General features: G+C 68.7%; 22 protein-coding genes. 2 read left to right on the top strand and 20 right to left on the bottom strand.

The genetic code is table 11. From position 1 onward, the window contains the following. Positions 1-247: 247 nt before the first annotated feature. The 5 genes from RKD20_RS00110 to RKD20_RS00090 all read right to left on the bottom strand — a co-directional run bounded on the left by RKD20_RS00110 (position 248) and on the right by RKD20_RS00090 (position 3,143). Entirely contained in the window at positions 248-514 is a 267-nt protein-coding gene (locus RKD20_RS00110) for a hypothetical protein (protein WP_424883496.1), read from the bottom strand. Beyond that, a complete protein-coding gene (locus RKD20_RS00105) occupies positions 489-1,454 on the bottom strand; it encodes a hypothetical protein (RefSeq protein WP_424875774.1) in 966 nt (321 codons plus the stop codon). The genes RKD20_RS00110 and RKD20_RS00105 overlap by 26 nt, the downstream gene beginning before the upstream one ends. An 84-nt stretch (positions 1,455-1,538) precedes the next feature. Continuing rightward, positions 1,539-1,943 carry a hypothetical protein gene (locus RKD20_RS00100; RefSeq protein ID WP_424875773.1) on the bottom strand — a complete coding sequence of 135 codons (405 nt, stop codon included), beginning with the start codon at positions 1,941-1,943 and terminating at the stop codon, positions 1,539-1,541. A gap of 43 nt (positions 1,944-1,986) precedes the next feature. After that, complete coding sequence (locus RKD20_RS00095) at positions 1,987-2,988, bottom strand: peptidoglycan-binding protein (protein ID WP_424875772.1); 1,002 nt, start codon at positions 2,986-2,988, stop codon at positions 1,987-1,989. 8 nt (positions 2,989-2,996) lie between these two features. Beyond that, positions 2,997-3,143 carry a hypothetical protein gene (locus tag RKD20_RS00090; protein ID WP_424875771.1) on the bottom strand — a complete coding sequence of 49 codons (147 nt, stop codon included), beginning with the start codon at positions 3,141-3,143 and terminating at the stop codon, positions 2,997-2,999. A gap of 247 nt (positions 3,144-3,390) precedes the next feature. On the opposite strand from RKD20_RS00090, the gene RKD20_RS00085 reads away from it, so the two are divergent. After that, positions 3,391-7,299: a helix-turn-helix domain-containing protein gene (locus RKD20_RS00085; protein WP_424875770.1), complete on the top strand. Its 3,909-nt coding sequence runs from the start codon at positions 3,391-3,393 to the stop codon at positions 7,297-7,299. A gap of 262 nt (positions 7,300-7,561) precedes the next feature. On the opposite strand, the gene RKD20_RS00080 is transcribed toward RKD20_RS00085, so the two are convergent. Together RKD20_RS00080 and RKD20_RS00075 are read right to left on the bottom strand one after the other, a co-directional pair. Beyond that, positions 7,562-7,762: a hypothetical protein gene (locus tag RKD20_RS00080; RefSeq protein ID WP_424875769.1), complete on the bottom strand. Its 201-nt coding sequence runs from the start codon at positions 7,760-7,762 to the stop codon at positions 7,562-7,564. Continuing rightward, entirely contained in the window at positions 7,708-9,174 is a 1,467-nt protein-coding gene (locus RKD20_RS00075) for an IS1182 family transposase (protein ID WP_424875768.1), read from the bottom strand. Before RKD20_RS00075 ends, RKD20_RS00080 begins: the two co-directional genes overlap by 55 nt. Positions 9,175-9,497: 323 nt before the next feature. Here RKD20_RS00075 and RKD20_RS00070 point away from each other — a divergent pair, with 323 nt between their 5' ends. After that, positions 9,498-9,956, top strand: coding sequence for a hypothetical protein (locus RKD20_RS00070; RefSeq protein ID WP_424875767.1), 459 nt, complete (start codon positions 9,498-9,500; stop codon positions 9,954-9,956). A gap of 53 nt (positions 9,957-10,009) precedes the next feature. On the opposite strand, the gene RKD20_RS00065 is transcribed toward RKD20_RS00070, so the two are convergent. The 13 genes from RKD20_RS00065 to RKD20_RS00005 all read right to left on the bottom strand — a co-directional run bounded on the left by RKD20_RS00065 (position 10,010) and on the right by RKD20_RS00005 (position 23,823). Then, positions 10,010-10,372, bottom strand: a complete 363-nt coding sequence (locus RKD20_RS00065; protein WP_424875766.1) for a NucA/NucB deoxyribonuclease domain-containing protein — start codon at positions 10,370-10,372, stop codon at positions 10,010-10,012. A gap of 171 nt (positions 10,373-10,543) precedes the next feature. Next, positions 10,544-11,665: an IS630 family transposase gene (locus tag RKD20_RS00060; protein WP_424875765.1), complete on the bottom strand. Its 1,122-nt coding sequence runs from the start codon at positions 11,663-11,665 to the stop codon at positions 10,544-10,546. A gap of 359 nt (positions 11,666-12,024) precedes the next feature. Further along, positions 12,025-13,218 carry a M23 family metallopeptidase gene (locus RKD20_RS00055; RefSeq protein WP_424875764.1) on the bottom strand — a complete coding sequence of 398 codons (1,194 nt, stop codon included), beginning with the start codon at positions 13,216-13,218 and terminating at the stop codon, positions 12,025-12,027. Continuing rightward, positions 13,206-13,574 (bottom strand): thiol-disulfide oxidoreductase DCC family protein, encoded by a 369-nt coding sequence (locus RKD20_RS00050; RefSeq protein ID WP_424875763.1) that lies wholly within the window; start codon positions 13,572-13,574, stop codon positions 13,206-13,208. The genes RKD20_RS00055 and RKD20_RS00050 overlap by 13 nt, the downstream gene beginning before the upstream one ends. Before the next feature lie 155 nt (positions 13,575-13,729). Beyond that, positions 13,730-14,599, bottom strand: a complete 870-nt coding sequence (locus RKD20_RS00045; RefSeq protein WP_424875762.1) for a hypothetical protein — start codon at positions 14,597-14,599, stop codon at positions 13,730-13,732. A gap of 209 nt (positions 14,600-14,808) precedes the next feature. Beyond that, positions 14,809-15,483 carry a hypothetical protein gene (locus tag RKD20_RS00040; RefSeq protein WP_424875761.1) on the bottom strand — a complete coding sequence of 225 codons (675 nt, stop codon included), beginning with the start codon at positions 15,481-15,483 and terminating at the stop codon, positions 14,809-14,811. Then, the gene (locus RKD20_RS00035; protein ID WP_424883100.1) at positions 15,480-16,475 is read right to left on the bottom strand and encodes a TniB family NTP-binding protein; all 996 of its coding nucleotides are present in this window, start codon (positions 16,473-16,475) and stop codon (positions 15,480-15,482) included. The genes RKD20_RS00040 and RKD20_RS00035 overlap by 4 nt, the downstream gene beginning before the upstream one ends. A 113-nt stretch (positions 16,476-16,588) precedes the next feature. Beyond that, positions 16,589-17,710 carry a hypothetical protein gene (locus RKD20_RS00030; protein WP_424875760.1) on the bottom strand — a complete coding sequence of 374 codons (1,122 nt, stop codon included), beginning with the start codon at positions 17,708-17,710 and terminating at the stop codon, positions 16,589-16,591. Positions 17,711-17,864: 154 nt separating this feature from the next. Next, on the bottom strand, positions 17,865-18,281 hold the full coding sequence (locus RKD20_RS00025) for a hypothetical protein (RefSeq protein WP_424875759.1): 417 nt from the start codon (positions 18,279-18,281) through the stop codon (positions 17,865-17,867). Then, a complete protein-coding gene (locus tag RKD20_RS00020) occupies positions 18,278-18,601 on the bottom strand; it encodes a hypothetical protein (RefSeq protein WP_424875758.1) in 324 nt (107 codons plus the stop codon). The genes RKD20_RS00025 and RKD20_RS00020 overlap by 4 nt, the downstream gene beginning before the upstream one ends. Next, the gene (locus RKD20_RS00015; protein ID WP_424875757.1) at positions 18,601-20,361 is read right to left on the bottom strand and encodes a hypothetical protein; all 1,761 of its coding nucleotides are present in this window, start codon (positions 20,359-20,361) and stop codon (positions 18,601-18,603) included. Before RKD20_RS00015 ends, RKD20_RS00020 begins: the two co-directional genes overlap by 1 nt. After that, on the bottom strand, positions 20,358-22,313 hold the full coding sequence (locus RKD20_RS00010) for a hypothetical protein (RefSeq protein WP_424875756.1): 1,956 nt from the start codon (positions 22,311-22,313) through the stop codon (positions 20,358-20,360). The genes RKD20_RS00015 and RKD20_RS00010 overlap by 4 nt, the downstream gene beginning before the upstream one ends. A 4-nt stretch (positions 22,314-22,317) precedes the next feature. Then, positions 22,318-23,823 (bottom strand): integrase, encoded by a 1,506-nt coding sequence (locus RKD20_RS00005; RefSeq protein ID WP_424875755.1) that lies wholly within the window; start codon positions 23,821-23,823, stop codon positions 22,318-22,320. Positions 23,824-24,466 lie beyond the last annotated feature (643 nt).

Genomic DNA, 24,466 nt, shown 5'->3' with positions numbered 1-24,466 from the left:
CGGCTCATCGTCTATTCCGACCAACACAGCAACAAGCCGGCTGTGTGGCCCGGCCGCTGGCAGGACCGGCGTCGACACCGGCACAGAGGCCGAAGGCTGTTACTCACTTTCGGGTGACGGTCCGTTGGTGGGTGGGGTGGCGCCCGCTGGCGAGGGGAGGCAACCAGTCAAGGCGCACACCGGTCGGGCATCTGGCGTGTCATCAACGTGGTGCGTTCGCCGCAGAAATGGACGACACATCCAAAAGTCACAGCAATATGGGTGAAACGTAATGGAATGCACATTTGGCGTTCGCGATCTGCACACGATGGTCATGGTGTGGGTGCGCGGCCAGGCCGGCCGCCACCCGCACACCGCACCAGCCCATCCCGTCCGGCCGCGCGGTCTGCAGCAGATCCTGGGCCTCGAGTGGGTCGCCGACCAGGCGCCGGGCGCTGCGCAGCAGAGCGTCCTGCCGCGTGCGGACGTACTCCTCGAAGTCGAGTACCTCACCCGTGTTCTTGTACGTGTTCATACTGGTTGGCTCCTTGAGTGGAAGGGAGAGCCGGGTCTCGGAAGAGCGCGGCTGTGTCAGCTGTCGACGTGATGGTGAGGACTTGCCTGGCTCGGGTCAGGTACTGGTTGCGGGCGGCGGCGATGGCGCGGAACTGGCGGGCGTGCCGGGCAATGGCTTCGTTCTGCAGCGCGGTCTCGGTCCGCCACCAGGTCCGTACCAAGCCGGTGAGCTGTTTGCACGCGACGTCGGCCTGGGCGGTGGCGATTTCGGCATGGCTCGCAAACCTGGTGTTCCATCGGGGATCGTCGGCTGCGGTTGCCGGGTCGGCATAGTGGAGACCACGCCGGCGCATGCAGGTGCTCCAGCGACTGCCGGCGGTGGTGACTGCGGGCGACTGGCGTGCGAGGTCGTAGCTGGTGGTGGTGATCTGGTTGAGCAGGCCCCAGGGGGCGTCCGGCACCTGTGCCAGCAGACGTGTGTGGGCCTGGGAACGGCAACCCGGCCGGTGCGGGGTGCCGTAAGCGGCGGCTCGTTGGCGGGGGCTGAGCCCGGCGTCGCGTTCGGCGCTCTGTTGCTCGCGCCGGGACAGGTCGGGGTCGGGAAGCTCGTGATATCCGTATCGCTCGGCGACTTGGGGCTCGATGGGGCCGTACCGCAGTCTGTTCGGGGTGAACGGCGATGGGTGGCGCGTCAGTTGGGGCCACGTCAGGTGCAGGCGTGCCATGCACGCGGCGGTGAGCTGGTCCTCCGCGGAAAGGATCAATGTCGTCTGCGGTGTGTCGAGGGTGTAGTCGTCGACGGGGAGGAGTAGGGATTTCGCCTCCTGGTCGGCTGCGGGCACGGTCGGGGAAAGCGGGCGGCGGCTGCCCGACGCGGTGGGGAGCTGATGCAAGCAGGCCAGCGCGAGAACGGCGGCAGCAAGTACGGCGGCGAGAGCGGCGATGCGGCGGTGACGCATGGCTGGCCTCCTGGGGCGTTGAAGAGAGCGGTGCCCCGCCGCACGTGACGGCGGGGCACCCGCGGGTCGCACTGTTGCGGTGGCTCAGCACTCCTGCCTGAGCGAGCGGGCCGCGTCGTTTCCGACTGCGTCGTTGCTCAGGTTCGGGTCCTTGGTGTGCGGGTAGGAGCGCGTGCTCACGCCGTGGAAGTTCTTCTTGCGGAAGAGGCTCCAGTAGCATCCGCCGGTGTTCTTCACCGAGGTGATCTGCTCGTCCACCTTCGCCCCATTGTCGAACTTGTTGTTGGACAGGTCCTTGTCGGAGGAGCAGAACCTCTTCCAGCCGCCCCGGTAGCCGGCGTCACGGTAGGTGTGCAGCGGCCCATTGCAGGAGGACGCGGAGAGGCTGCTGACCGGGCCCTGGACGGCGGGCGCGGGAGCTGCGGCGATGACGCCCCAACTGAGCATGACTGTGGTGACCGCGATGGCGGCGTACCTGGCAAGGCGCATGAGATCTCCTTGGGTTGATGGATGTGGTGCCGTCTGGGCTCGGTCAGAAGGTGCTGGCGTTGAGGGCCTTCTGGAGCTGGGCGGTGGTGCCGGTGTCCCAGGTGTCCTGAGGCGTAAGGCCGAGGTGCTTGTTGAGGGCGGTGACGGTGTCGGGTCCGGTGACGCCGTCGGCGGTGACCTGCAGGTAGCTCTGCAGGGCCTTGACGGTCAGCGGCCCGAAGGCGCCGTCGATGTCCAGCCCGGCCCCCGTCTTGCTGTTGAGGGCGCGCTGCAGGGCGGCGCAGGTGGCGGGCCCGAACTGGCCGTCCACGGCGAGCGGTGCGGGAGCGGCGACGAGAGCCTTGGGCTTGATGACGCCGGTGCGGCCGGCGAGGGCGGCCTTCATCACGGCGGCGGTGCGCGGGCCGTACTCGCCGTCCACGGTCAGCTTGTGCTTCGACTGGAAAGTGCGCAGTGCCTGGTCGGTGGCGGACCCGAACTGGCCGTCGACGGTGAGGCCGGCCTTCTGCACGGTGTTCAGGTTCTGCTGCAGGGTCTTGATGGCCTTGCCGGTGGAGCCTTTGCGCAGGATGCCGTCGTGGCTCGGCATCGGGGCCGCGCCGTCGTAGGCGGGGCGGCCGTAGCCGACCACGCAGGCGCGGCCGCGGACCCGGCGGCGGAAGGCGTCGGAGGTGTTGCCCTCCAGGGTGGTGATGGTGCCGTTGGAGTGGATGGCCTCCACCAGGCCGACGTGGTCGATGCCGCTGATGGAGCGGCCGCCGGAGAAGTCGAAGAAGACGACGTCGCCGGGGCGGATGCCGCCGAGGCCGTAGTGCCAGCGGCCGTGGTTCTGGAAGGCGCGGGCGTGGGCGGTGGTGAGGGCGTACTTGCCCATCACGGCCTTGAGGTTGTCGGAGTGGGCGGCCTCGTAGCTGATGGACATGTCGCACCACGGGCCGGAGAAGCCGTACCACGAGGTGATGAGGTTGTGGTTCGAGCCCGGCGGGTGCTCGGTGGTGCCCAGCAGCTTACGGGCGGCGGCGATCATTGCGTTCGCGGTTCCCATTGCAGATCTCAGAGCTCCATGTCGTCGGGGAGTGCGTCGAGGTCGGAGGTGACCTCGTGGGCGGGGTCCTGGCTGACGCCGGTCTGGTCGGGGTCGATGTCGAAGACCCCCGCGCCGCCCTGCGGGTACGGCGGCGTCTGTTCGCTCTCGGTCATGAACACTTGCTCCTTCAATGCTTCATTCGAGTGGTGGGCCGCCTGGACACGACGCTGTGCCGGATTCCGTTGAGCCGTCCGACAACTGACGCTGGGCCGGGGCGACCGCTTTGCATCACCGAGTTCAGCGGGCCGGAAATTGAATGGGCAGCCGGTTTCGCCGCCCTGAACAATGGACTCGCTGCAGGTCACGGGCACGGCGTTTCGGCGATGGCCAAAGGAGACACCTTCGGATTGCGCTTCTTCCGTGAGGTTGCGTACCTTGTCCGGCCTCAACGCCGCGTCCACGGGGGAAGCGGGCGGCTGGAGGGGTGAGCTGTCGATGGCGGGACGTCCGGAGAGTCCACTCGATCCCAGCGCCGGGCCGGTGGCGCGGTTCGCGACCGAGTTACGCAAACTCCGGGCGGAGGCCGGGAGCCCGACCTACCGGGTGATGGCGCCGCGCGCGGGTCAGGGGACGAGCACCCTGTCGCAGGCTGCTGGTGGTGAGCGGCTGCCGACCCTGCCCGTCGTGCTGGCCTACGTGAGGGCGTGCGGCGGTGATCCGGAGGAGTGGGAGGAGCGTTGGCGGCAGGCGGCCGCTGAAGTAGCGGCGGAACCCCGAACCGAGGACGAGGATGCCGAGCCTCCGTACCGGGGTCTGGCCCGCTTCGAGCCGGGCGACGCCGATCTGTTCTTCGGCCGCGACGAACTCACCGACCGCCTGGTAGAGCTGACCCGTGTCCGTCGGTTCACCGCCGTGTTCGGCGCCTCGGGCAGCGGCAAGTCCTCCCTCCTGCGCGCTGGCCTCATCCCCCGCCTCCGCAACGCGGACCAGACCACCCCACAGCCGGCCGCGCTGCGCGTCCTCACTCCAGGCGAACACCCCCTGCGCACCCACGAACAGCGGCTGACCCCGAAGGACGGCGACGGGGACACGTGGCTGATCGTGGATCAGTTCGAAGAGCTCTACACCCTCTGCCGAGACCTGGCTGAGCGTGACCAGTTCGTCGACCGTCTACTGAGCGCCACTGATCCCGGGAACCGATTGCGTGTGGTCATCTCCGTACGCGCGGACTTCCTAGGGCGCTGCGCCGAACACTCCGCTCTGACGGCCGTGTTGCAGGACGGCACCGTGCTTGCCGGGCCGATGAGCCGCGACGAATTACGCCAGGCCATCGTCAAACCCGCACAGGTCGCCGGACTGATCGTGGAGCGCTCTCTGACGGAGCGGATTCTCGACGAGGTCGAGGGCGAACCCGGCGCCCTGCCGCTGATGTCGCACGCCCTGCTGGAGACGTGGCGGCGGCGCAAAGGCCGCGCCCTTGTGCTCGAAGCCTATGAAGCGGCAGGCGGACTGCACGGAGCGATTGCTCGCACGGCTGAAGACGTCCATGCCCGCTTCACCCCGGACCAGGCCGATCTCGCCCGCCGGATTCTCCTGCGCCTGATCACCCCGGGCGAGGGAACCCCCGATACCCGACGGCCGGCCCCTCGCGCGGAGTTCGACTTCGCCGACCCGACCGATACGGCCATTGTCCTTGACCGTCTCGCGCGCGCTCGTCTGCTCACCCTGGACCACGACACCGTCGACCTCGCCCACGAAGCCCTGATCACGGGCTGGCCCCAGCTGGGTGCCTGGATCAATACCGACCGCGATCGGCTGCGCACCCACCGCCGGCTCACCGAAGCAACTGAAGCCTGGACGATGTTGGACCGCGACCCGGGAGCGTTGTACCGCGGAGCCCGACTGGGCATCGCGGAGGAGGCATTCGCCACGCCCGGACAGCGCCGCGAACTGACCGCCGTGGAGGAGGAGTTCCTCACGGCCAGCCTCGACACGCGCGAGCGTGAACGCAAGGCCGCCGTGCGCACCACCCGTCGTCTGCGCTCCCTGGTGGCAGCCCTGACCGCTCTGCTCCTGGTTGCCTGCGCCGCCGTGGCCATCTCTCTCCAGGAGCGTGCGGCGGCCCGCAGCGAGCGGACGACTGCGATATCCCGGCAGGTCGCTGCCGAGGCGGACCGGCTGCGCGCCGCTGACGTTCCCTCTTCCCATCAGGACGAAGCGCTGGCGGCGCAGCTCGACATCGCTGCCTACCGCATGCGGCCCTCGCCACAGACGTACACGAGCCTGGTGGGCGACGCCACAGCTCCCCTTTTCACGGAGATCCGGGAACAGAAGAAGGACACGCCGTCCCGCGACTACTTACCGAACAACGGCAGAGCGGCATACGACAAGGCTCACCGCATCCTGGCTCTGGTCGGAAACCATGCCATTCGCCTTTGGGACACGACCCACTTCGCGCACCCCAAGCCTGTCGGCCGTGCGCTGCCAGGCTGGCAAGCGGCGATGAGCCCCGATGGACGGGTCCTGGCCGTGGCGAACTACGACCTGACTGTTAGCCTGTGGGACACCGCCGACCTGTCACATCTTCGTAGGCTCGCCACGCTCCCTCCACCAGGAGATTCCCCAGGGAACTACATGGCCTTCAGCCACGACGGCAACCTGCTCGTCATAGGCGCCGACCACGTCTCATCCCTGTGGGACGTGCACGACCACCAGCACCCCGAGATGCTCGGTCGCTCTCTGCCCGCTGATCTCGCGGCTTTCAGCCCGCGCCGGCCGCTGCTCGCCACGCGCGATCCTGACGATGGCACGGTGCGACTCTGGGACACCTCTCACCACCGCCGCACCACCGTGCTCTCAGTGATCCGCGGCCGGATGACCGATGGAGACATACTCGCCTTCAGCCCGGACGGACAGACACTGGCCACCGGCGGATCCGACTACGGACAAGTATGGCTGTCGGACATCAGCAAGCCTCGGCATCCGCGTTTGCTGAACCAGAACCAGGCTGCCAACCTCAACGGTCAGCTGAGCGTTCCCGGGGGGAGATCCACCGATGCGGTGGCCTACAGCCCGGACAGCCGGCTCCTCGCCGTCATCGCAGACACCGGAATCCAGCTGTGGGACATCACCGTTCCTGACACGCCCGAGCGCCTCGGCCAGCCGCTGAGCCGCCGCTCACAGGGAGCAATCGCCGTGGCGTTCGGACCCGATGGCCGGAGTCTGATCGTGGACGACAACGTGACTCTGCGTGTATGGCGTCTGTCGCCGCTTGCTCTTCTCGGTTGCCCCGCCTTGACCCCGGCTGGATTCAGTAGCGATGGCCGGACCATGGCGACGGTCTGCAGCGATGGGCCGGTACAGCTCTGGGACACCGCCACGCCAGACGCACCTAGGCCCGTCGGCGGGGGCCTGCCGGGCTCGGCCGCAGTGTTCGCGCCCCGGGGCCGTCTCCTCGCGGTCGAGACCCCCGACAGCGGTCTACGGCTGTATGACACCACCGACCCGTCGCACCCCCGGCGACTTGGCCGAATCCCCGTGGCCAAAGGCCAAGATGTCGCCGCCATGGCCTTCGGCTCCAAAGGACACACACTGATCACGTACGAGGAGCGAGCGGGAGGAAAGGACGGATCCGCCGGGGCAGTCCAAGACGACGGCATCCGGGCCCGGATCTGGGACATCGCCGATCCGTCCTGGCCACGGTCCGCAGGAACCGGCATTCTCCGTGAGAAAGAGCTTGACGGCGCACCCCTGACACCCAGCGCTGACGGACGCATGCTCGCAACGAGCGACGGCGGAGACGGCATCCACCTCTGGGACATGAGCAATCCCACCCACCCCGTCAGGCGTGGCGGCACCCTTCACGGAAGTTCTGTGGCTTTCGCGCCAAACGGAGACTATCTAGCGATGGGCTCGCAAGAGCGAACCATCCGGCTGTGGGACATCACCCGTCCATCTCAACCCAAGCCCCTCGGAACGCCGTTCCGGGCCGACGGAGCTGTCGATGAAGCAGTTGTCAGCCCTGACAGCCGAAGCCTGGCCATCAGAACCTCCGAGGGCGAGATCCAGTTATGGGACACCAGTAATCCACTTCGCCCCTCAGGCAGCGGGCACTCCTTCACCGGGCAGGCATCCTTCCTGGGCAGCCTCCTGTTCAGCCCCGATAGCCAGACCCTCGCCACGGGCGCTGAACAAGGCGTAGTCCGCATGTGGATTCTCGACGCCACTCGCGCAATCCGTCGCATATGCGCCGCAACCGGTCATGTTCTGACGAGGGCCGTGTGGAAGCAGTACGTTGCAGGACTGCCTTACCACCCGCCGTGTCCCTGATGAGACGGCGGCGAAACGAGACCAGTTTTTTCGACGGCGGCCGACAGAACACTGGCTCTCTGGCGGTGTCGATCTGGGGGTGGGTAGTTGGTGTGTCGGGTGGGGTGTGAGCTGCGGGGTTGGGTGTTGGTTGGGAATGGGCTTTGGTGGCGGTGGTGTGGTGCTGACCTGGGGTTGTGTGGGTTGTAGTGGGAATGGCCGGGGTGTTGTGGGTGGCTTCTGCGTCTCAGCTTGACTCTGTCGGGGATCTTGGAGTCACCGGTCAACTGCCCAGGGTTCGCCAGGACTTCAGCCGGGGGATCTCACGCTGGTCGAGGTAGTCCTGGAAGGCAGTCGGTGGGCGGCGTGTCGGGGGTTCCTCAGTTGGTGGCAGTCCGCTGAGGCGCTCGATGTTCACGGCGATGGCCGTCAGGACGTGCTGAATGTGGGCCTTTCCCCGGCCTCTGTAGCGGCAGCGGCGCATGCCGTGTCCGTGGGCGACTCGTTGACCGTGCTCTCCACTCCGGAGCGGACCGCGTAGCGGGCCTTCCACTCGGGTGTCTGCTGTTCAGTACGGACGCGGAGTTGCAGGGCGCGGAGCTCTCGCGGGGGAAATCCCACTGTGCGGACGTTGTCGGCGGTGCTGGTGCACTGGGTGCGGGCCGGGCAGGGGCGGCACTGGCTCTTGGTGAACCGGGCCACGATCAGCGGGGCCGCGGTGGGCGAGGAGGTCGGGTAGGGGCCGTGCCAGCCCGCGCTGACCTGGCCCTGGGGGCAGGTGACCTGCTGCTTGTCGTAGTCGATGTGGAAGTCGTCCCGGGCGAAGCCCTCGTTTTGGCGGTGCTGGCGGGTGGGGTTGCTCTTCAGCGGCCCGGAGACGGTGACCTGGTGTTCGCGGGCGGCTTGTTCCAGGTGGGGCAGGGAGGTGTAGCCGGCGTCGACCAGGTGCTCGGCGGGGAGCAGTCCGCGGCGGGCGAGGCGGGTGTGGATGTCGGGCAGGACCTGGCTGTCGTGGGTGGTGGCCGCGGTGGTGGCCACATCCGTGATCACGTTGGGGCGGTCGGGAGCACAGGTCTCGGTCAGATGGGCGGTGAACCCGTTCCAGCTGATGATGTGTCCGTGGCGTGCGTAGCGGGCCGACGTGTCGTAGGGAGAGACGATCGCACGGGAGGAGGGCGGCAGCCCGGGCCCGCCTTCCTTCTCAGCGGTGCGCCAGCGCAGGCGGCCCGCGGCGTCGCGGTGGTAGTTCTGCACCATGATCTGGCGCAGGGCCTGGACGCGAGGGCCCGACGCACGGTCCGCTCCGTGCCGGTGGAGGTGCTCCAGTAGCCTGACGGCATCGTCGCCGGTGGCGAGGATTCTGGTCTTGGGCTTGGTGGGGTTCTTGCCCAGGCGAACCGGACGGCCGTAGCGGCGGCCCCAGTCCTCATCGACCAGCCCGTCCAGCAGGTGAGGAGAGATGCCGGCGACTTCTTCGAGTGCCGCGCGGACCACCTCGGTGACCAGCTCCAGGCGCGTCAGATCCCGCACCGCGGCCAGGACGTGGGTGGAATCGGTGCGCTGCGTGGTGCGCTCGCGCACCAGCCCGGCTTCCTTCAGGCGGACCAGCGCCAGGTCGAGAAGGCGGTCGGCCCGGCCGTCCTCGGTGAGACGGTCCCGGAAGTCAGCCAGCACGCTGTGATGGAAGCCAGGGTCGTCCAGCTCCATGGCCAGCGCGTACTTGACATCGATGCGGCAGCGCACCGCCTCGGCGGCCTGCCGGTCCGACAGACCAAGTACGAACTGCAGCACACAGACCGTGGCCAGCTGAGCAGGCGAGAGACCCGGACGCCCGTCGCGCGGGTACCAGTCGGCGAAGTCCTCGTCGCACCACAGGCCATCCAGCCGATCACGCACCCATATCGCCGTCGTACCACCCGGATTGCTCGCCCGCGCGACCTGCGCAGTCAGAGGCGGGACTTGCTCACCGGAACGGGGGCGGAGGGACAACGGACACCTCGACAGCTGCATCGGTCATTGGAACTTCCCGAGGATGCCCGTTGACCATACTGCCGCACCGGGAAACTCCAAGATCCCCGACAGAGTCAAGCTGAGTCAGGGCATGTCTGCGTAGATTCTGACGCCTGATCCGTGCAAAGGCTGGTTCCGTAGTGATCTCGCCGCTGAAGATCGACGATGATGTAGCCCCTCGCACCAGACGACAACAAGGGGTGGGTGACGTGGCCAGCCTGATCAGGCGCCAGGAGCATGCAGTGAACGTCGATTACCACGGATGGGCCTTGCAGGACTTCGATGACGCACAGGTTCCTGTGCTGTTTCCCGAGGGGTTCGAGAGCGGCACCTTCCTCGCTGCTCACCCTGGGCGCCTTGATTTCTACAGCGCCGGGCACACCCACACCGCGTCCCTGACGGTGGAGATCTGGGACGGGGAGCCTGTAGTGCCGGCCGGTGAGTGGGACGAGTCAGCTCTGGCTAGCATCGCTTGTTCTTCGGGCAAGTTGCGCGCCAGGGGGATGGCGGCAGGACCGATGCCAGAGGCGATCGAGTTGTCGGACGGGCCCGGCGTGTGGACGGTACGAGTGGTGTGCACCGGCCGTGAGGCAGCCGCTGCGCAGACCCAGCACGGTGTGGTGCACGGGGTCGAGCGCTACGTCGCGCAGTTCTGGCCGAACGCCTAATTGCTGCGGGGCGGCTCGGTTCCCGAGCCGCCCCGTACCTGAGCCGATGGCTCCTACGAAGTGATCTCGATCCAGAAGGAGTCGTCCGGTCCGTCGATGAGTCTGTTCTTGTCATAGAACTGCGCGAGCAGGATTCCGGCAGCTCCGTTGTCCTCCTTCTTCACAGGAAGGACGCTGAAGTTGTCCGGCTCTGCGAGGGGATCGTAGTCGGAGTGGCCTGCTCCCTCGTAGGTAGATGCCATCGGATACTCATCGCATTCGCGTGCATATCCGGCTGACGTTGCGTAGTCCTCGCCGAAGTACTTCCCGCAGTTGTAGACGGAGCGGTTGCGGTTCAGTTCTCGGCGTTTGGTGTCCCAGTACAGGCGCGTCAGCGCGGGATCGGGCCCCTTGCCCGGAAGGTCCTTCTTCGCCATGGGGGGCTGTGTCATGCCTGGCGTGGTGCCGAAGCCTCTCTCGTACTGGGTCGGCGTGAGGAAGTGCCGGTAGTGGGGGCTGGTGGGTGTGGTTACGGCAGTGAGGAAGGTGCCGAGACCGTCCGGGTCGCGGGTGCCTAGTGCTGTGACCGGGTTGGTTCGCCGGGTTGGTCAGGCCGCGGTGGTGACGGGGCGTCCGCCCCAGCGGATGCCCTTCTCGCTGCGGATGCGGGCGCGTTCCTTGCGTTCGGCGGCCAGGACGCCCGGGTGGCGGGCGTTGGCGTTGCGCCAGCGCAGGTAGGCGTGCAGGGTCCGGGTCTGCACGGTGTGGTTGGGGTGGTTCGAGTTGGCGATGGTGAACTGCCGCAGCGGCCCGAAGTGCGCCTCGATCGGGTTCGCCCACGAGGCGTAGGTCGGGGTGAAGCACAGCTCGACCTTGTTCTTCCGCGCCCAGCGGCGGATGTCGGCGCCCTTGTGGGCCGACAGATTGTCCATGATCACGTAAATCGGGGCGCCGTCCGGGCGGGCGGCACGGATCGACTTCAGTGCGGCCAGCGTGTTCCCGGCGCCTTTCTTGCGGCGGTTCACGCCCCACAAGCTGTCGTCACCGACCGAGTAGCAGCCGTGGAAATACCGGACTCCATGGGTGCGGTGGTAGGTGGCCGGCAGCCGGTCGGGATGTCCTTGTTCGGCCCAGCCTGAGCCCGCGGTGGGCCGGATCCCGAGCGGGCCAAACTCGTCGAAGGCGAACACCCGGTCCGGGAAGCGGTGCAGAACCTCCTCGATGCGGTCGAGCTTGGTGTCGCGCTCGGGGTCCGGGGACTCCTTCCAGGTTTTGGTGCGCTGGAAGGTGATGCCGCGGCGGGCGAGCAGGCACCGTAACGCCTCGCGGCCGATCCGGATGATTCGGCCGTGGACTTTGCGCAGGTAGGCGACGAGTTTGCGCAGTGACCAGCGGGTGAAGGGCTGGCCGAGCTTGGCGGGGCGGGTGATGGCCGTCTGGATGACGAAGTCTTCGTCGTCAGGCTTGAGTTGGCGGGGACGGCCTCCCGCCCATTGAGGGTCCAGGCAGGCCAGGCCGATCTCGTTGAACCGATGGATCACGTCCCGGATGGTGTCCTCGTCGGCCTGCACCAGCTGGGCGATCACCGGCACCCGGTTCCCGCCGGCCGAGGCCAGCAGCATCATCGCCCGCCGGTAGCGCACCGTGCTGGTGCTGCCCCGGCGCACGATCTGCTGCAGCTTCTGCCCCTCCTGGTCGGTCAGTCTGCGCACACGGACAGGCTCGGCCACCGGACCTCCAGCGGTCGGATCGGACGACACCCCACATCCAACCGCCACGACCGCCAACCCGGCGAACCAACCCGGTCACAGCACTAGAGGGTCGTGGTTGCGGGGATCCGGCCCGCGTCAGTCCCGGCGGGGGCGTGGTGGGGGTGGTTGGTCGAGAGGGCTACGGGGCTGGGCGGCTCGGCGGCGCGGGCTGTGGGAGCGAGGGCGGCGGCCATTGCGGCCACGGCTGCCGCGGTGGCGAAAGCGCGGCGTATGTGAATTGGGCGCATGGGAGCGCAGGCTTCCTTCGAGAGGGTCAGGTGGGCGTCTTTGGGGGAGGGTGTGGCGCATCGCGGGGGTGTTGGAGGGGGCGTGTTGCTTCAGGCGCGGATCATTCGCCCGCGGTGCAGTCGCCCTGGCACTCCGGTGAACTCCAGGTCCAGCCCGATGCCGTCGGTTTCGGCGTGGATGTGCAGGTGCGGCTCGGTGGTGTTGCCGGTGTTGCCGACCTCGCCGAGGAGTTGGCCCGCGCGGACGATGTCGCCCTTGGCCACCGTCACCGAGCCGGGGCGTAGATGCGCCAGCTTAACGATCTCCCGGCCGGTGTCGAGGAACACGTGGTTGCCGTAAGGCGGTTGGTAGCGGATTTCACCCGGCTGCTGGTCCTGGACCGTGTCGGCGGCAGAGATCACGCGGCCGTCGCAGGGAGAGCGGACAGGGCGCCCGTAGGCGGCGTATGCGGTCAGATCACGGCCCGGCCGAGTACGGGTGCCTCGCGGGCCGAGCGCTACCAGGTCGAGGGCGCCGCGCTGCTCTGGCACCTGAGCATGGTGGTTCAGCATGCGGCCGCCACCCTGCACGACGTACCACGTGCCCTCCAGCGGGAACAGCAGCGGCTGGGACAGCGGTGCCTTCCAGCGGTGCCGCCGGGCGGCGGCGACCAGCCACAGGGCTCCCGCCAGGAGGGCGAGGCCGCCGACGAGGCGCAGGAAGCCATGTCCTGTCGGCAGACCGGGCAGCCTCCATGCGGAGGCGAGGGCCGCGATGGCGCCTGCTTCGACCGCGCGGCGCAGCAGCCGGGGTTGCTGCGCAGGCGCGCCGCATCCCTCGACGATCACGTAGAAGGCGGCCAGGCTCGCCATGTCGCCGAGCCAGGCGGTGCGGTCTGTGGCCGTCCAGACGGTCAGGACGTTCCAGAGGGTGACCAGGGTCAGATACCCCGCCCAGGCCAGGGGCGCGGGCAGACGCCAGCGACGCCGGGGTGGCGTGTAGCGGGCGCCTTCGATGCGCAGTGCCGTGAGTTCGCCGTCGGGTGCCGCTTGGGCCCAGGCCCGTACCTGGCCGTTGCTACCGGAAAGGATCAGCCCGTCGGGACTGTCTGTCACGGTGAGGAGCTCTCCGATGCGGGCGCTGGTGGCGCGGACGATCCGCTCCAGAGTGTCCGTTCCGACCTCTTCCGTCAGGCGCGGTGCGAGGCGGGGCCACTCGTCCGGGCCCGCGGTGAGGAACCGCGACAGGGCTCGCGCTTCCGGCAGTTGGGCCGAAAGCTGCGGCTCGGGTGTCAGATCGCGCACTTGTGCTCCCACGGCCCGGGGATGTGGTGCCGATTGCGGGCGATCAGTCCGTAGATCGCGTCAGCTGAATGCCTTACCCCGGGCAGGGTGAGTGTCCGGCCCATCAGCAGGGCGGGAGGTCCGCCCGTCGCGAACCACGCGGCGAACGCCTGTGCTCCGCCGTGGCGCCGGCCGTCGTACACCAGCCACATGCGCTCGCGCGCATCTTGCTCGGTCAACCCGTATAAGGCCAGATCCGCGGCCTGATACGGCAAGAGGCGTCCAGCGAGGCGCAGACTGCGGGTACGCGCGAGGCGCGTCACCGTGGCGCGGCAGAAGCCACAAGCACCGTCGAAGACGACCAGAGGCTCAGACATGATCGTGGACTCCCTTCCGAAGAGGTGTACCCGGCATTCGGGGTGTGGAGCGGCCTATTAAGAATGCGCGCCGAAGTCCCGCCTCCCCCGGCCAGTTGGCTGCCATCCGGGCACGGCCTGCCTGCAGGCTTCGCCACAGCGACCGGTAGTCCTCGTCACGCAGGCAGACGCAATCCGCGCCGATCATCAGCAGCCCGAAGCAGACGAGGCCCATGAAGGCTGCGATGCCCAGATGCATCGCCTCCAGCGCGAGGGTGTTGGCCTTGCGCAGCCAGGCCCGCGCGACAGCAGGGCAAACGGGAAGGCCAACTCGATGGCGATCGTCGCGTATGAGACTGCCGTACCCAGATATGCGTTGTCCATGACGTGGGCAAACCTGGCCGACATGTGGAACTCGGTCTCGCGGCTGATGTAGTACATCGCAACACCGTCCTGCCAGACCTTGCCGAAGATCTTCCAGTAGCCGGCCGCGAAGTACAGGACGGCGGTCTGGAAGACGATGAGTACGTGGCGAGGTTGTGCAGCACGGTGGAAACGGCCGGTGTCCGGTCGGGGGCGAGGAGCTTTTCACGCCGTTTCTTGGCGCCGGGGGCGAAGTAGGCGTTGGAAACGGTGAAGGTCAGGAAGATCACGAGGATCTGGGCGAGGTTGTCGCCGCCTTCCAGAAGGTCCTGGTTGCGGTAGTGCAGTGACCACATCAGCACCGCCTGTACGACCGTGAGCATGCGGCCGCCGAAAACCATGAACGCGGCGGAGACGAGGATCGTCGCGTGGAAGAGGAGCTCAAACCACGCCTGCGAGTCACTGAGCAGGTACAGCGAGAAGCCGCCGCCCGGGATCTGGCCGGACGCAGTGGAAGGGCTGTTGTAGGCGTGCGGCCCCCACAGGAACTGCCGGTTGGAGTAATCGGCGAGGCAGTACGGGATGGTCGCGAAGCCGATGACCAGCCGCATCAGGGCGAGACCGATGAGACGCCGCTCCCGGCCGGCGAGCCGCAGCGCGAACCCGTCCAGGCGGGCGATCAAGAAAGCGCCTGCCACTTTGCAGGTGCGCATTTGTGATTGAGAGTGCGGTAGTTGGTGTGGGTGGGTGGGTGTGAGCTGGGGTGTTGGGGGTTTTATGAGAAGGGGGCGGGCGCTCTTTTTGGGGTTGTGGTGGTGGTGTCGGGGTGTCTGACCTGGGGTTTTTGGGGTTTTGATAACGGTGTGGTGCTGTCAGGGATAGCGTCTGGTATTTAAAGGGCTGGCGTGTGTTTGTGCTGGTCAGCGTGTTGTTGTGTGGTCACGGCTGGTGCGGGTGGGCCTGTACCGGTCCAGTACAGGGCGGTGTCGAGGTCGCGTGCGGTCCAGTCGCCGGCGTGTGGGGGGCGGTGGTGGAGGAGGGTCTCGAGGAGTTGGAGGTAGCGGCCGTAGCGGCCGGGTGTGGGTGTGAGGGTGAGGCCGAGGGTGTCGAGGGCGTGTTGGACGCGGCGGTCGTAGACGGCCATCCGCTTTGGTGCTGCGGCGGTCAGGACGGCTGAGGCGAGGGCGTCGCCGGTGCGGAAGCCGGGCAGTTCCCAGATGATGCCGCGTCCGGTGCGGGCGGCTTCGCTGCGGGTGAGGGTGGTGTCGCGGACGGCGGTGACGGTCCGTTCGGTGACGGCTCGTACCTGGGTGTCGGGCAGGGACATCAGTGCTGTGACCCAGCGGGTTTGTGCGGAGAGCCGTTTCCAGACGACGAGGGCGGCGATGTCCGTCTTGCCGAGGCTGCCTGCGTGTTCGGTTCGCTGGGCGATGTCGTGGAAGATCTCGTCGTAGTGCGGTGAGACGCCGGCCAGGTAGTCGGCGCGGGCGGGGACCAGGACGTCCCAGGCCTTCTTGTGGAGGGCGGCGGATTCTTCGGCTGCGGGCCCGTCGGGGGTGTGTGTCACGTGCGGGGTTTTCCTGTTCTGGCGCCTGGGCGGGTGCGGGGGCGGTTTGCTTCTTCGGCGAGGTGGTCGAGGGGGATGGCGTCGAGTGTCTTTTTGGTGATGCGTTCGGTGCCGTCGCAGATGGCGGTGATGGCGGCTTGGCGGATGAGGCGGGCGAGGCTTCCGATGCGGCCGGCGGTGCGTTGGTGGAGGTAGGTGGCGTGGCGGGTCAGGGTGTGGGGGGTGTGGTGGGTGAGGTCGAGGGCGTTTTCCAGGTCGGTGATGAGGTCGGTGAAGGGGCGGGTGTGGCCGTGGCGGGCGGGCAGGGGGCCGCAGGTGATGAGGCTGGCGCGGCCGGCGAGTTGGGCGCCGCGGACTCCGGTGAACAGCGGGGTTGAGGCGACGTCGATGCCGGTGTAGACGAAGGTCGCTTTGATGCGCTCGGTGAGGTCCTTGAGCAGGTCGGTGGCTTCGGCGCCGGTGGTGGTGCGGGGGTTGAGGCGGTGGATCTCGTCGATGAGGACCAGGCGGACACCGGCGGCGGTGTAGGTGTGGCAGACGGCTTCGGTGATCTGGGTCTGGGTCATGCGGGTGGTGACGGGGATGCCGAGGTAGCGGGCGAATTCGGTGGCGAGGGTCTTGGCGGTGGCGCCGGGCGGCACCAGCAGGTACGCGACCGGTGCCTGCTGGTGGGCGCGCCCGGGCGGGGCCGGGTGTTTGCGGATGTGGGCGAGGTGGCAGGTGCGCCCGACCTCGAGGAGTGCGGTCGTTTTCCCGGCGGCGGCGGGGCCGGTGACGATCAGTGAGGGCCGGGCGGTGGTCTTCTGGTGGTGGCCGAGCAGCATCAGGGTGCGGACCTGGGTGGCGAGGGTGTGGATGGCGGGGGTGCGGACGGTGACGAACTGGGAGTGGTAGGCGAGGCGTTCCTCAAGGCTGCGGGGTGGGTCGCCGGGCTGGGGCGGGGTCAGGGGCGGGGTGGTGGCGAAGTGCTGCCAGCCCTGCCAGGTGGTGATCGGCCACTGCGGTTCGGTCTCGTGGCCGTGCGGCCAAGGGGATGTGGCGGAGGTGCGGGCAGGCTGGCCTGCCGTGCTGGGGGAGTGGTGGGCGGTGGTGTGCGGGTGGTTGGTCACCAGTTGAGTGCTTCCTGGGCGGGGTCGTAGAGGCCGAGTCCGGTGTAGGGGACGGAGGCGTCGACCTCGTCGCCTGGTTCGTCCTCGCCGTGGGCCTGCTGGGTGACATCGGGCGGGTCGTGGCGGCCGTCGTCGTGCCGGCCGTCGGTGGGGGGTGTTTTCAGGGGTGCGGTTCGGGTGATCAGGCGTTGTTCGCCGGGGGTGGCGGTGTGGGTGTGGGCGCGGCGCATGAGCTGGTCGAGGGCGTCGGCGAGGTCGGCTTCGTGGGTGTCGTGGTCGCCGCTCACGCGGGTGGTGGTGGTTTTGATGTGCTGCCAGGTGGCGTTGTTGAAGGGGGCGTGGATGTGGTCGCGGTGGATCCAGGGGATTTCCGTGAGGTGGCCGTCGGGCAGGCGGAGGTAGATCTGGCGGGCGTCGTGGGGGTTGGTGTGGATCTCCCATTTGCCGCCGCGGGAGGCACGGGGTGAGGGCTGGCCGCGGTAGGGGGTCAGGCAGTCGTGGTCGTAGGTGCGGTGGTCGATGCGGATGCCGCGCTGGGTGATGGCCTGCCAGCGCACCGGGAGCAGTTCGAGGTAGTCGTTGCCGGTCAGGGGGAGGGGGACGTGGCCGGTGACGGCGATGAGGGCGGCCCACATCTGGTTGGGGGTGAGGGCTTTTTTCGGCAGGGTGGGGTGGCGCAGCCCTTCGTGGGGGCGGTGGTGGTAGTGGATGAGCCATTCGTCGAGGAGGTCCTGCAGCTGGGTGACGCTGTAGCGGGCCTCGGTCTCGGCGTCTGCTCCGCGGCGGGTGACGTCGGATCCGGTGTAGCCGGGCAGGTGCTGGCACAGCAGCTGGTTGATCGTTGCGAAGGTGCGCTCGACGATGCCTTTGGCCGCGGGGGCATGGGGCGGGGTGGGCTGGACGCTGATGCCGAGGGTTTCGCAGGCGGCGGTGAACGCCGCGGACAGGTAGATCTTGCCCCGGTCGACGACGATCGTCTCGGGCACCACGACCGGCCGGGCCGCCGCGCCGTGAAGGCGTTCGTCCAGGCTGAGCAGCCGCTTCAGCTGGGGGATCGGGCTGTGGGCCAGGCGCAGGGCGTCGGGCCAGGTGGGGCGGGCGGGGTGCGGGACGGCCATCTCGGCGAGCAGCAGGGCGGCGTCGACGGCCTGGGTGGGCCCCGGGCGCAGGACGGCGGCGAGGATGGCGCGGGTGGCGACGTCGACGGCGATGTTGTGGCGGTGGTTGTGGACTGACCGTTGACCGTTTCATGGCGGGCTGGTGAGGGAGAGGTCAGGGCCGTCGGCGTCGGTCTGGTTGGTTGATGTGAGTGATGTTGCGGCTGGCCTCCATGGCCTGGCGGAGACGGGCGTTGTCCAGGGCAAGGCGTTGGATGTGGGCGGCTGCGTAGTGGAGGTTTTCGGTCAGGGCACGGTTGGTACGGCGCAGTTTGGCGTTCCTGGCGATGAGGACGTCGTAGGGACTTGGCTGTGCTTCGTGGGCCGCTGGTGAGGACGGATGGCTGCGAAGGGCTGCGATTTCTTTGGCCTGTTGGGGGAAGTGGCGGCGGAAGGTGGTGTTGCTCAGGCCGAGGCGGGTTGCGAGGGCGAGGACGCTGGGGCGTTTGCCGTTGGTGCGGCAGTCGTTGAGGTACTGGTCTGTGATTTGACGGGCGCGGGTTTCGGTGGGGATGGCGGCGGGGCGGGTCACGCGCTCTCCGGTGGGATGGGGTTGTTCCGCTGAAGGAATGCGGTGATCTCTTCGTGGCGTGCCTGGAGTTGGTGCTGCAGCAGCGGGGGCAGGGGTGGGCGGGAGGCGAGCCGGTGGTTGATGCGGTTGATTCCGCGTTGCCAGGCGGCGGTGTTTTCGTTGGTGAGGGCGACGTTGTGGCAGGCCAGGGGCTTGCAGCCGCCGTGGTCGGGAAGGTTTTCGCTGCGCCGGTTGCGGGCTTTTTCGCACAGAGCTTTGGTGTGGTCGTGGACGCAGGTGACGTAGTGGCCGGGATAGACGGCCGGGTCGTGCCGGGTCATCAGCCGTCGTAGTCGTGCCTCGTCGAGATGACGGTGCCGTGGAAGCGGGCGCGGGTTCCGAACTCCTTGAGGCGGCGGGCGGCTTCGTCGGCGGCGGGGCCGGTCAGTGTGGTGTGTTCATGGGCGTCGATGGCGGCGATGAGGTGTTCGCCGCGGGCGAGGGCTTGTTCGCTTTCGACTTCGGCGCGGAATCCGGAGTCGCTGGTGCCGGCGTAGCCTTCGAAGACCTGGATGCAGTGGTGCCGGAAGGCGAGGGCTCCGGCAATGACGCCGCCGGGGCGGCGGGCAATGTACCAGGCCAGGGTGCGCCGGAACTGCCTGTTGGTCAGGTGCCATTGCTGTTGGTCGATGGCGGGAATGCAGTCGTTACGTTCGTGGCGTTGGCAGTAGTCGTTGATCCAGGCGGTGTACCGGTTCAGGCGGGCGTTGGTGGCGCCGCTGCTCAGGACCTGGTTGACGGCGTCCGGGAGGGCGCCGGGGGTGTGGGGCAGAGGCGCGAAGAGGTAGTCGCTGTCGGGCGGCTGCAGCTGCTCAAGGACGCTGATGGCCCGTGCGGCAGGTTCGCCGATGCTCCAGGTGGCGGGAGCGCCGGCCGGGTTGCTTTCGCCTTTGAAGGCGAGGCTGTGCATCTTCCACCTGTAGGGGCGGCCGTCGGCATCGCGTTCGACGGCCAGGCAGCCGCGTTGGAGGTGTTTGAGTTCGCTGTCGCGGGCGCCGGAGAGGAAGGCCAGGACGATATAGCAGGCGTCCTGCAGGAGGCGGGCGAGGTTGGCGAGGCTGTCGGGTTCGTTGTAGTCGGCCAGGATCCCCTCGATCCAGGGCTGGCCGTCGAGCCGGCCGCGGATGGGCTGTTCACTGACCGGCTGGGGGCGGATACCGACGAGGGCAGCGGTCTCGTCGATCATGCGGCGGTGACGGCTCACAGAGATACTGCTGCATCCGACGACGTGGGCGATTGCTGTCAGACTGGGCTTGCCGCGCCAGCCGGGCAACGGCTGCCCTGTGGTGAGGTGTCCGTCCAGCCAGGCCCGCACCAGCCCGGAAACCTGGCCGTAGGCGGGCGGCTCAACCGGCGGGGCAGGGGTGCGCCAGGCGCGGTCGGCGGCGAGGATGTCGGCGCGGAAGTCGTCGATGAACCGCATGGACCAGACGAACAGCGGTCCCAGGACTTCCTCGGGGATGCGGGCGGTGGTGTTCTCCCGCCGGTGCGCGGCGTTCTCGCCCCATCCGTCGATGTGGGCGGGGTCGAACCGCAGGGCGTCGGAGGACAGGCAGCTTCGCCAGAGCCAGAACTTGCGTGCGCCTGCGCGGGCGCTTTGGCGGGCACTGGCGCGTGGGAGTGACTGGATCAGGAATCGCTGGTAGTCCTCCAGATCCGCGCCGCTGAGCGTCTCCAGTCGCCCACTGCGGGCGGCGGCCCAGCGCAGGAAGCGGACGAGTTCGGTGAAGACGGTGCGGACGGTCGCGGCTGCGGGCTGTGTCTCTCCGCAAGGCGCGGGTCCGGACAGCATGGCGTAGCAGAGTTCTTTGCCCCCGTGGCGGTGGGCGGCGGGGATGAGGCGGAAGTCGAGGATGAACCGGCGGTCGTGTTTCTTGACCATGGCCGGGCCCAGGTTCCACACGTCGTCACTGAAGCGGGAGGTCTCCTGAAGCTTGCTGCCCAGCTTCAGGGTGCAGCCGTGGAGGACGAACGGGTTGCTCTCCTGTGCCAGGGGCGGCGGTGGGACGGACGCGGGCCAGCTGCGCGGGGCGGTGGTCATGGGTTCTCCCACGGGTTTTCGGCCAGGTCGAGCAGCGCGTCTTGTGGTTTGTGAGTCTGGGCCTGCTCGAGTTCGGCCGGGGTGAAGCGGGTGAGGATGTCCTGGTGGACGGCGACCCAGGCCGGGCCGTAGCGCTGCCACCACTGCTTTTCGGGCAGTTCGCGGCGGCGCTGGGCCAGGGCGTCGCTCAGGGCGAGCAGCCGGGGCAGATGGTCCCGGGTGATCAGGCAGTTCCCGCAGTGGAAGCAGTCGAGGAAGGAGACCTGGCACGGCTGCTGGGTAAGGGGATGGCGGTCGTGGTCGGCGCAGGCACTCCAGCCCGTGTCCAGGGCGCCGTCCGCCACCTGACGGGCCGCGGACGGCGCGAGCCCGGCCTTTGTCAGTGCTGCGGCATCGGCCGGTCCGGTAAGGATGCGGGGTCCGCCCGCCGCCCGTACGGCTCGCTCATGGGCCAGGAGAGCTGCCTGCTCGGCGTCGACGAGCGCCTCCCCAAGGACCTCCTCGGCCCAGGAGGCGATGACCGGATCGCCGCTGAGGTAGTTGCGGAACAGCACAGGCATGGTGTTGGACTTGGCGGCCGAGGGCAGGTGGCCGCCCATCCGTTTCGTGCGCCGCACCTCCATGCTGGTCTTGATCCGGTTGAAGCTCACCTGCAACGGCAGGACTTGCCCCGGGCCCGGTGCGCCGTTACGACCGGGCTGTGGATCGGCCAGCAGCGGACGGCGCCGATCGGCGGCCCAGGCGCTGGGCAGGATCGGGGTTCCCCGCAGGGAGTGCTCGAAGGGCGCGCAGTGGTCATCGGCGACCCCCAGCCCGGCTCCGTGCCCGTTGCGCCACACGCACCACAGCAGCGGTGACGGCGAGCCGCGCAGCCGACGGCTGCGGGCGGTCAGCTCCAGCAGCAGCAGGTAGAACCCTCCAGGGGTGTGCAGTTCCCGGCCCGGGGCGCCGATCTCCCAGGTGACGGTCTCCCGCCAGCGGTTCGCTCCCCGCCGACGCTTGACGATGACCACCTCGACCGCCCGGTCTTCCAGCGTCCGGTGTGCCACGGGCAGTTCCTTGACCGTCTCACTGTTGCGTTCGGACAGCGCGGCGGCGAGCAGTAACAGCGGAGGAAGGTCCCGCAGCGTCAGGAACAGATGGCCGGCCAGGACGAGGCGTTCGGGAGCGAACGGGTTGGGGCGGGCACCGGGCGGTGTGGGGACCCGGCCCGTGGCGGCCATCTGCTCCAGCATCCGTCCCAGGGCGTGGTCGTTCTCGTCCAGGGTCTGCGGGTCCCTCTGGTAGCGGCGCAGTATGTCCTCACCGGCCCGGATGCGGTCGCGGATTTGGGCGGCGTCCGCCCGTAGGGCAGCCATCAGTCGGGCCAGTTCGCCGTCGGAATATCCGCTCGTCAACCGCTTGGTGCCGCCTGTCGCCGGTGAGGCGGTGCCAGTGACCGCCATCGGCGTCCGGGGCGCAGGCAGGGGTCGCCGAAGGTGGTCGATCACCTGCGGTGCGACCTGCTCGCGCAGGCCGGTCCGGGTGAATAGCAGCCGGGCCCGGGTGAGGTCTTGGCGCGCGGTGGCCGGAGAGGTCGCCATCCGGTGGGCGTGGAAGGTCGTCACATGCTCGGGCGTGAGCTCGCCCGGCACCGTTGGCGGTTGGGGCAGTGAGCCGAGGAACCGCATCAGGCGGACCAGGGACCCCCAGCCTGTCCGCGCCGCGGCGTGGGTGCGCAGCCCTCCGGCCGGGCCGGTCCGCTCGGCGAACGCAGCGGCCAGGGCCCGGTGCCATCCCGGCAGCGGCAGCCGGGAGACGTCGAAGGTGGCGCGGCGGCCGTCGTCCCCGTGGAAGGCCACCACCAGCGTGCCGTCGGCCCCTTGCTGTACGGGCGCGGCGGGTGTGTAGGCGCCATGGGGCAGCGCTGCCGTACGGCCCGGTCCGGTGCTGCCCCGCCCCCGCCGGCTCACCCGCTCACTCCACCCGTGCCAGCCGGTGCGCGCAGGTCGTCGCCGAGCCGCTGCAGCGGGGTGTCGCGCGGGTCCTCCCAGGTATCGGGCACCAGCGCCATGACTCCATCTCCAGCTCCTGCAGGGCGTGCAGATACACGGTTGTCGTCACCACGGAGCGGTGGCCCAGCCGGCGGCGCACCCAGTCCAGCGGGTCGCCGAAGATCCGCGTGTAGTGGCCGCGCTGGCCTTCGTTGAGCTTGCCGAGCGCTGCGATGTGGCCGCGCTGCAGCTGTTCCAGGGTCACCACGGCGAAGCTGTGCCGCAGCAGATGGGCATGACAGGACAGCGCGACCCCGCGCGCCTGGCAGCGCTTGTTGGCGTCGGCGAAGACGCTCTTCCACGTCGACACCGCCAGCGGCTGCCCGTTCTCACCGAGCCAGAACAACGCCGGCTCCAAGCCCTCTGCACCCTCCACCAGCAGTCGGCGCCGTTCCCCCGCCGTGAGCTCGGTCAGATTCACCACGCGGCGGGTGCTGCTCCCGGTGATCCGGGCCAGCTGCGGTCGCGACGGGTCGTCGATGACCAGCGGACGACGCCATCGCCGGTAGGCGCCGGCGGCTCTGGCGTCCTTGACCACTTCCGCCCGATCCAGCTGCGCGTAGGCCGCCAGCTCGCCCACCACACTGTGCGGGACATAGATCCAGCGGGCGGAGAAGTACTTCGCGATCGCCCCCGGCAGCCAGAACCGCTGATAGCCGCCTGCCTCAGGCCCGGTGGGCACTTCCAGCCTCGTCAGGTGGGCCTGCTCGGACAGCCGCATGCCGGTGCGCACCATCAGGTCGGCGAACGCCGCGTTCCGCGCCGACCAGCGCCCCCGAAACCGCCGCGACGGCAGCCCGTCGGGCCCGTATCCCCGCAGTCCCACGTCCCGCCACAGCCGGTATGACGCCGGTGGCAGCCACTCGATGCGCTCACCGGCCCGGTCATGCGCGTAGGTCGCCGGAACTGTCTCCTGAACGCGGGCGGCAGACGGCACGCCCCAGGGCGCGGCCCTGGACAACCGGTGCGGGATGGGCACCGCGCCCATCTGCCCCTGCCGGGCGGCCCAGACATAGAACTGGTTGACGTGGGACACGTCCTGGCTCCACGTGCCACCCGACACCCGCGGCCCGGCCGCATCCCGCCGCCGCCACTGGTGATACGCCAGATGATCAGCCTCGGTGACCTCTCGCCACCCCCGCCCGCCCCGCGCCCGGTACACGAATGTCAAAAACCCTGCCAAGGCCCGGGCCCGGTTGGCATTGCTGTTCCATGGCGCGACCACCAACTGCGGCCGCCGGAAATAGGAGTTCAGCACCACGTCGTACTCCCACCGCGGCGACAGGAGGAATGGCAGCCCGTCCGGCAGGCCCGCCTCGTCCAGCCACACGCCCAGGTCGCCTGGCAACCCCCGTAGCTCTGGCGCGGCAGTCTCTGGCTCCACGACATCCCTCGAAGTGAAGTGCACAGTCCACGTCGCCTCACGCATCCTGGCGCTCCTCTCAGTGCGGACACGGCCTACCTGGCGGAACTGACCATCGCTTGTGCACGGCCGGTCAGTGACCGTTGTACAAGCCAAGCCGGGCGCGGCTCCTTGACCGGCAAAAGCGGCGAACGCGTCATCAGCAAGGAGTGGATGCCTCAGGATGGACGGTTGCGCCCGGCAAGCCGGATAGTCCGGAGGCTGCCCCCACCGACTGACTGCCGCCTGTACGGGACGCCTCGCCCAGCAGACCAGCCAGCTGGGCCATGGCCGGGTCCAGCAGTGCGTCGGCGACGGCCACCACCTCGGGGAGGACGACCGCGTCCCGGCCCACGATCCGCCACCGCTCCAGGTCATCCCGGAGTTACCGCCTGCGGCTGGTGCAGGCACTGCGCCCAGATCGTCTCCCGATCTGTGACTGAGCGCTTCACTTGGCCAGTTGAGCGAGAGCGGGCAGGTTAAACGGTCAGCCGCTCACCGCTCGCCGCACGCTCATCACACGGGGCGAGTGTTTCGATCTGGCATCCTTCCGGCATGGGCGTCGCTTGCAGGCGCCGGGGATCTCTGCGAGGAGTGAGTCTGATGGCGAAGCGGGGCACCGATCACTGGAGTGAAACCTACTGTGACCGGCGCTTTCACCCGCCCCACC

The sequence above is a fragment of the Streptomyces sp. SLBN-8D4 genome (assembly GCF_049739545.1).
Lineage (GTDB): Bacteria > Actinomycetota > Actinomycetes > Streptomycetales > Streptomycetaceae > Streptomyces > Streptomyces canus_C.
The sequence above is the reverse complement of the archived record's forward strand: the minus strand, read 5'-3'. Positions and strand labels throughout refer to the sequence as shown.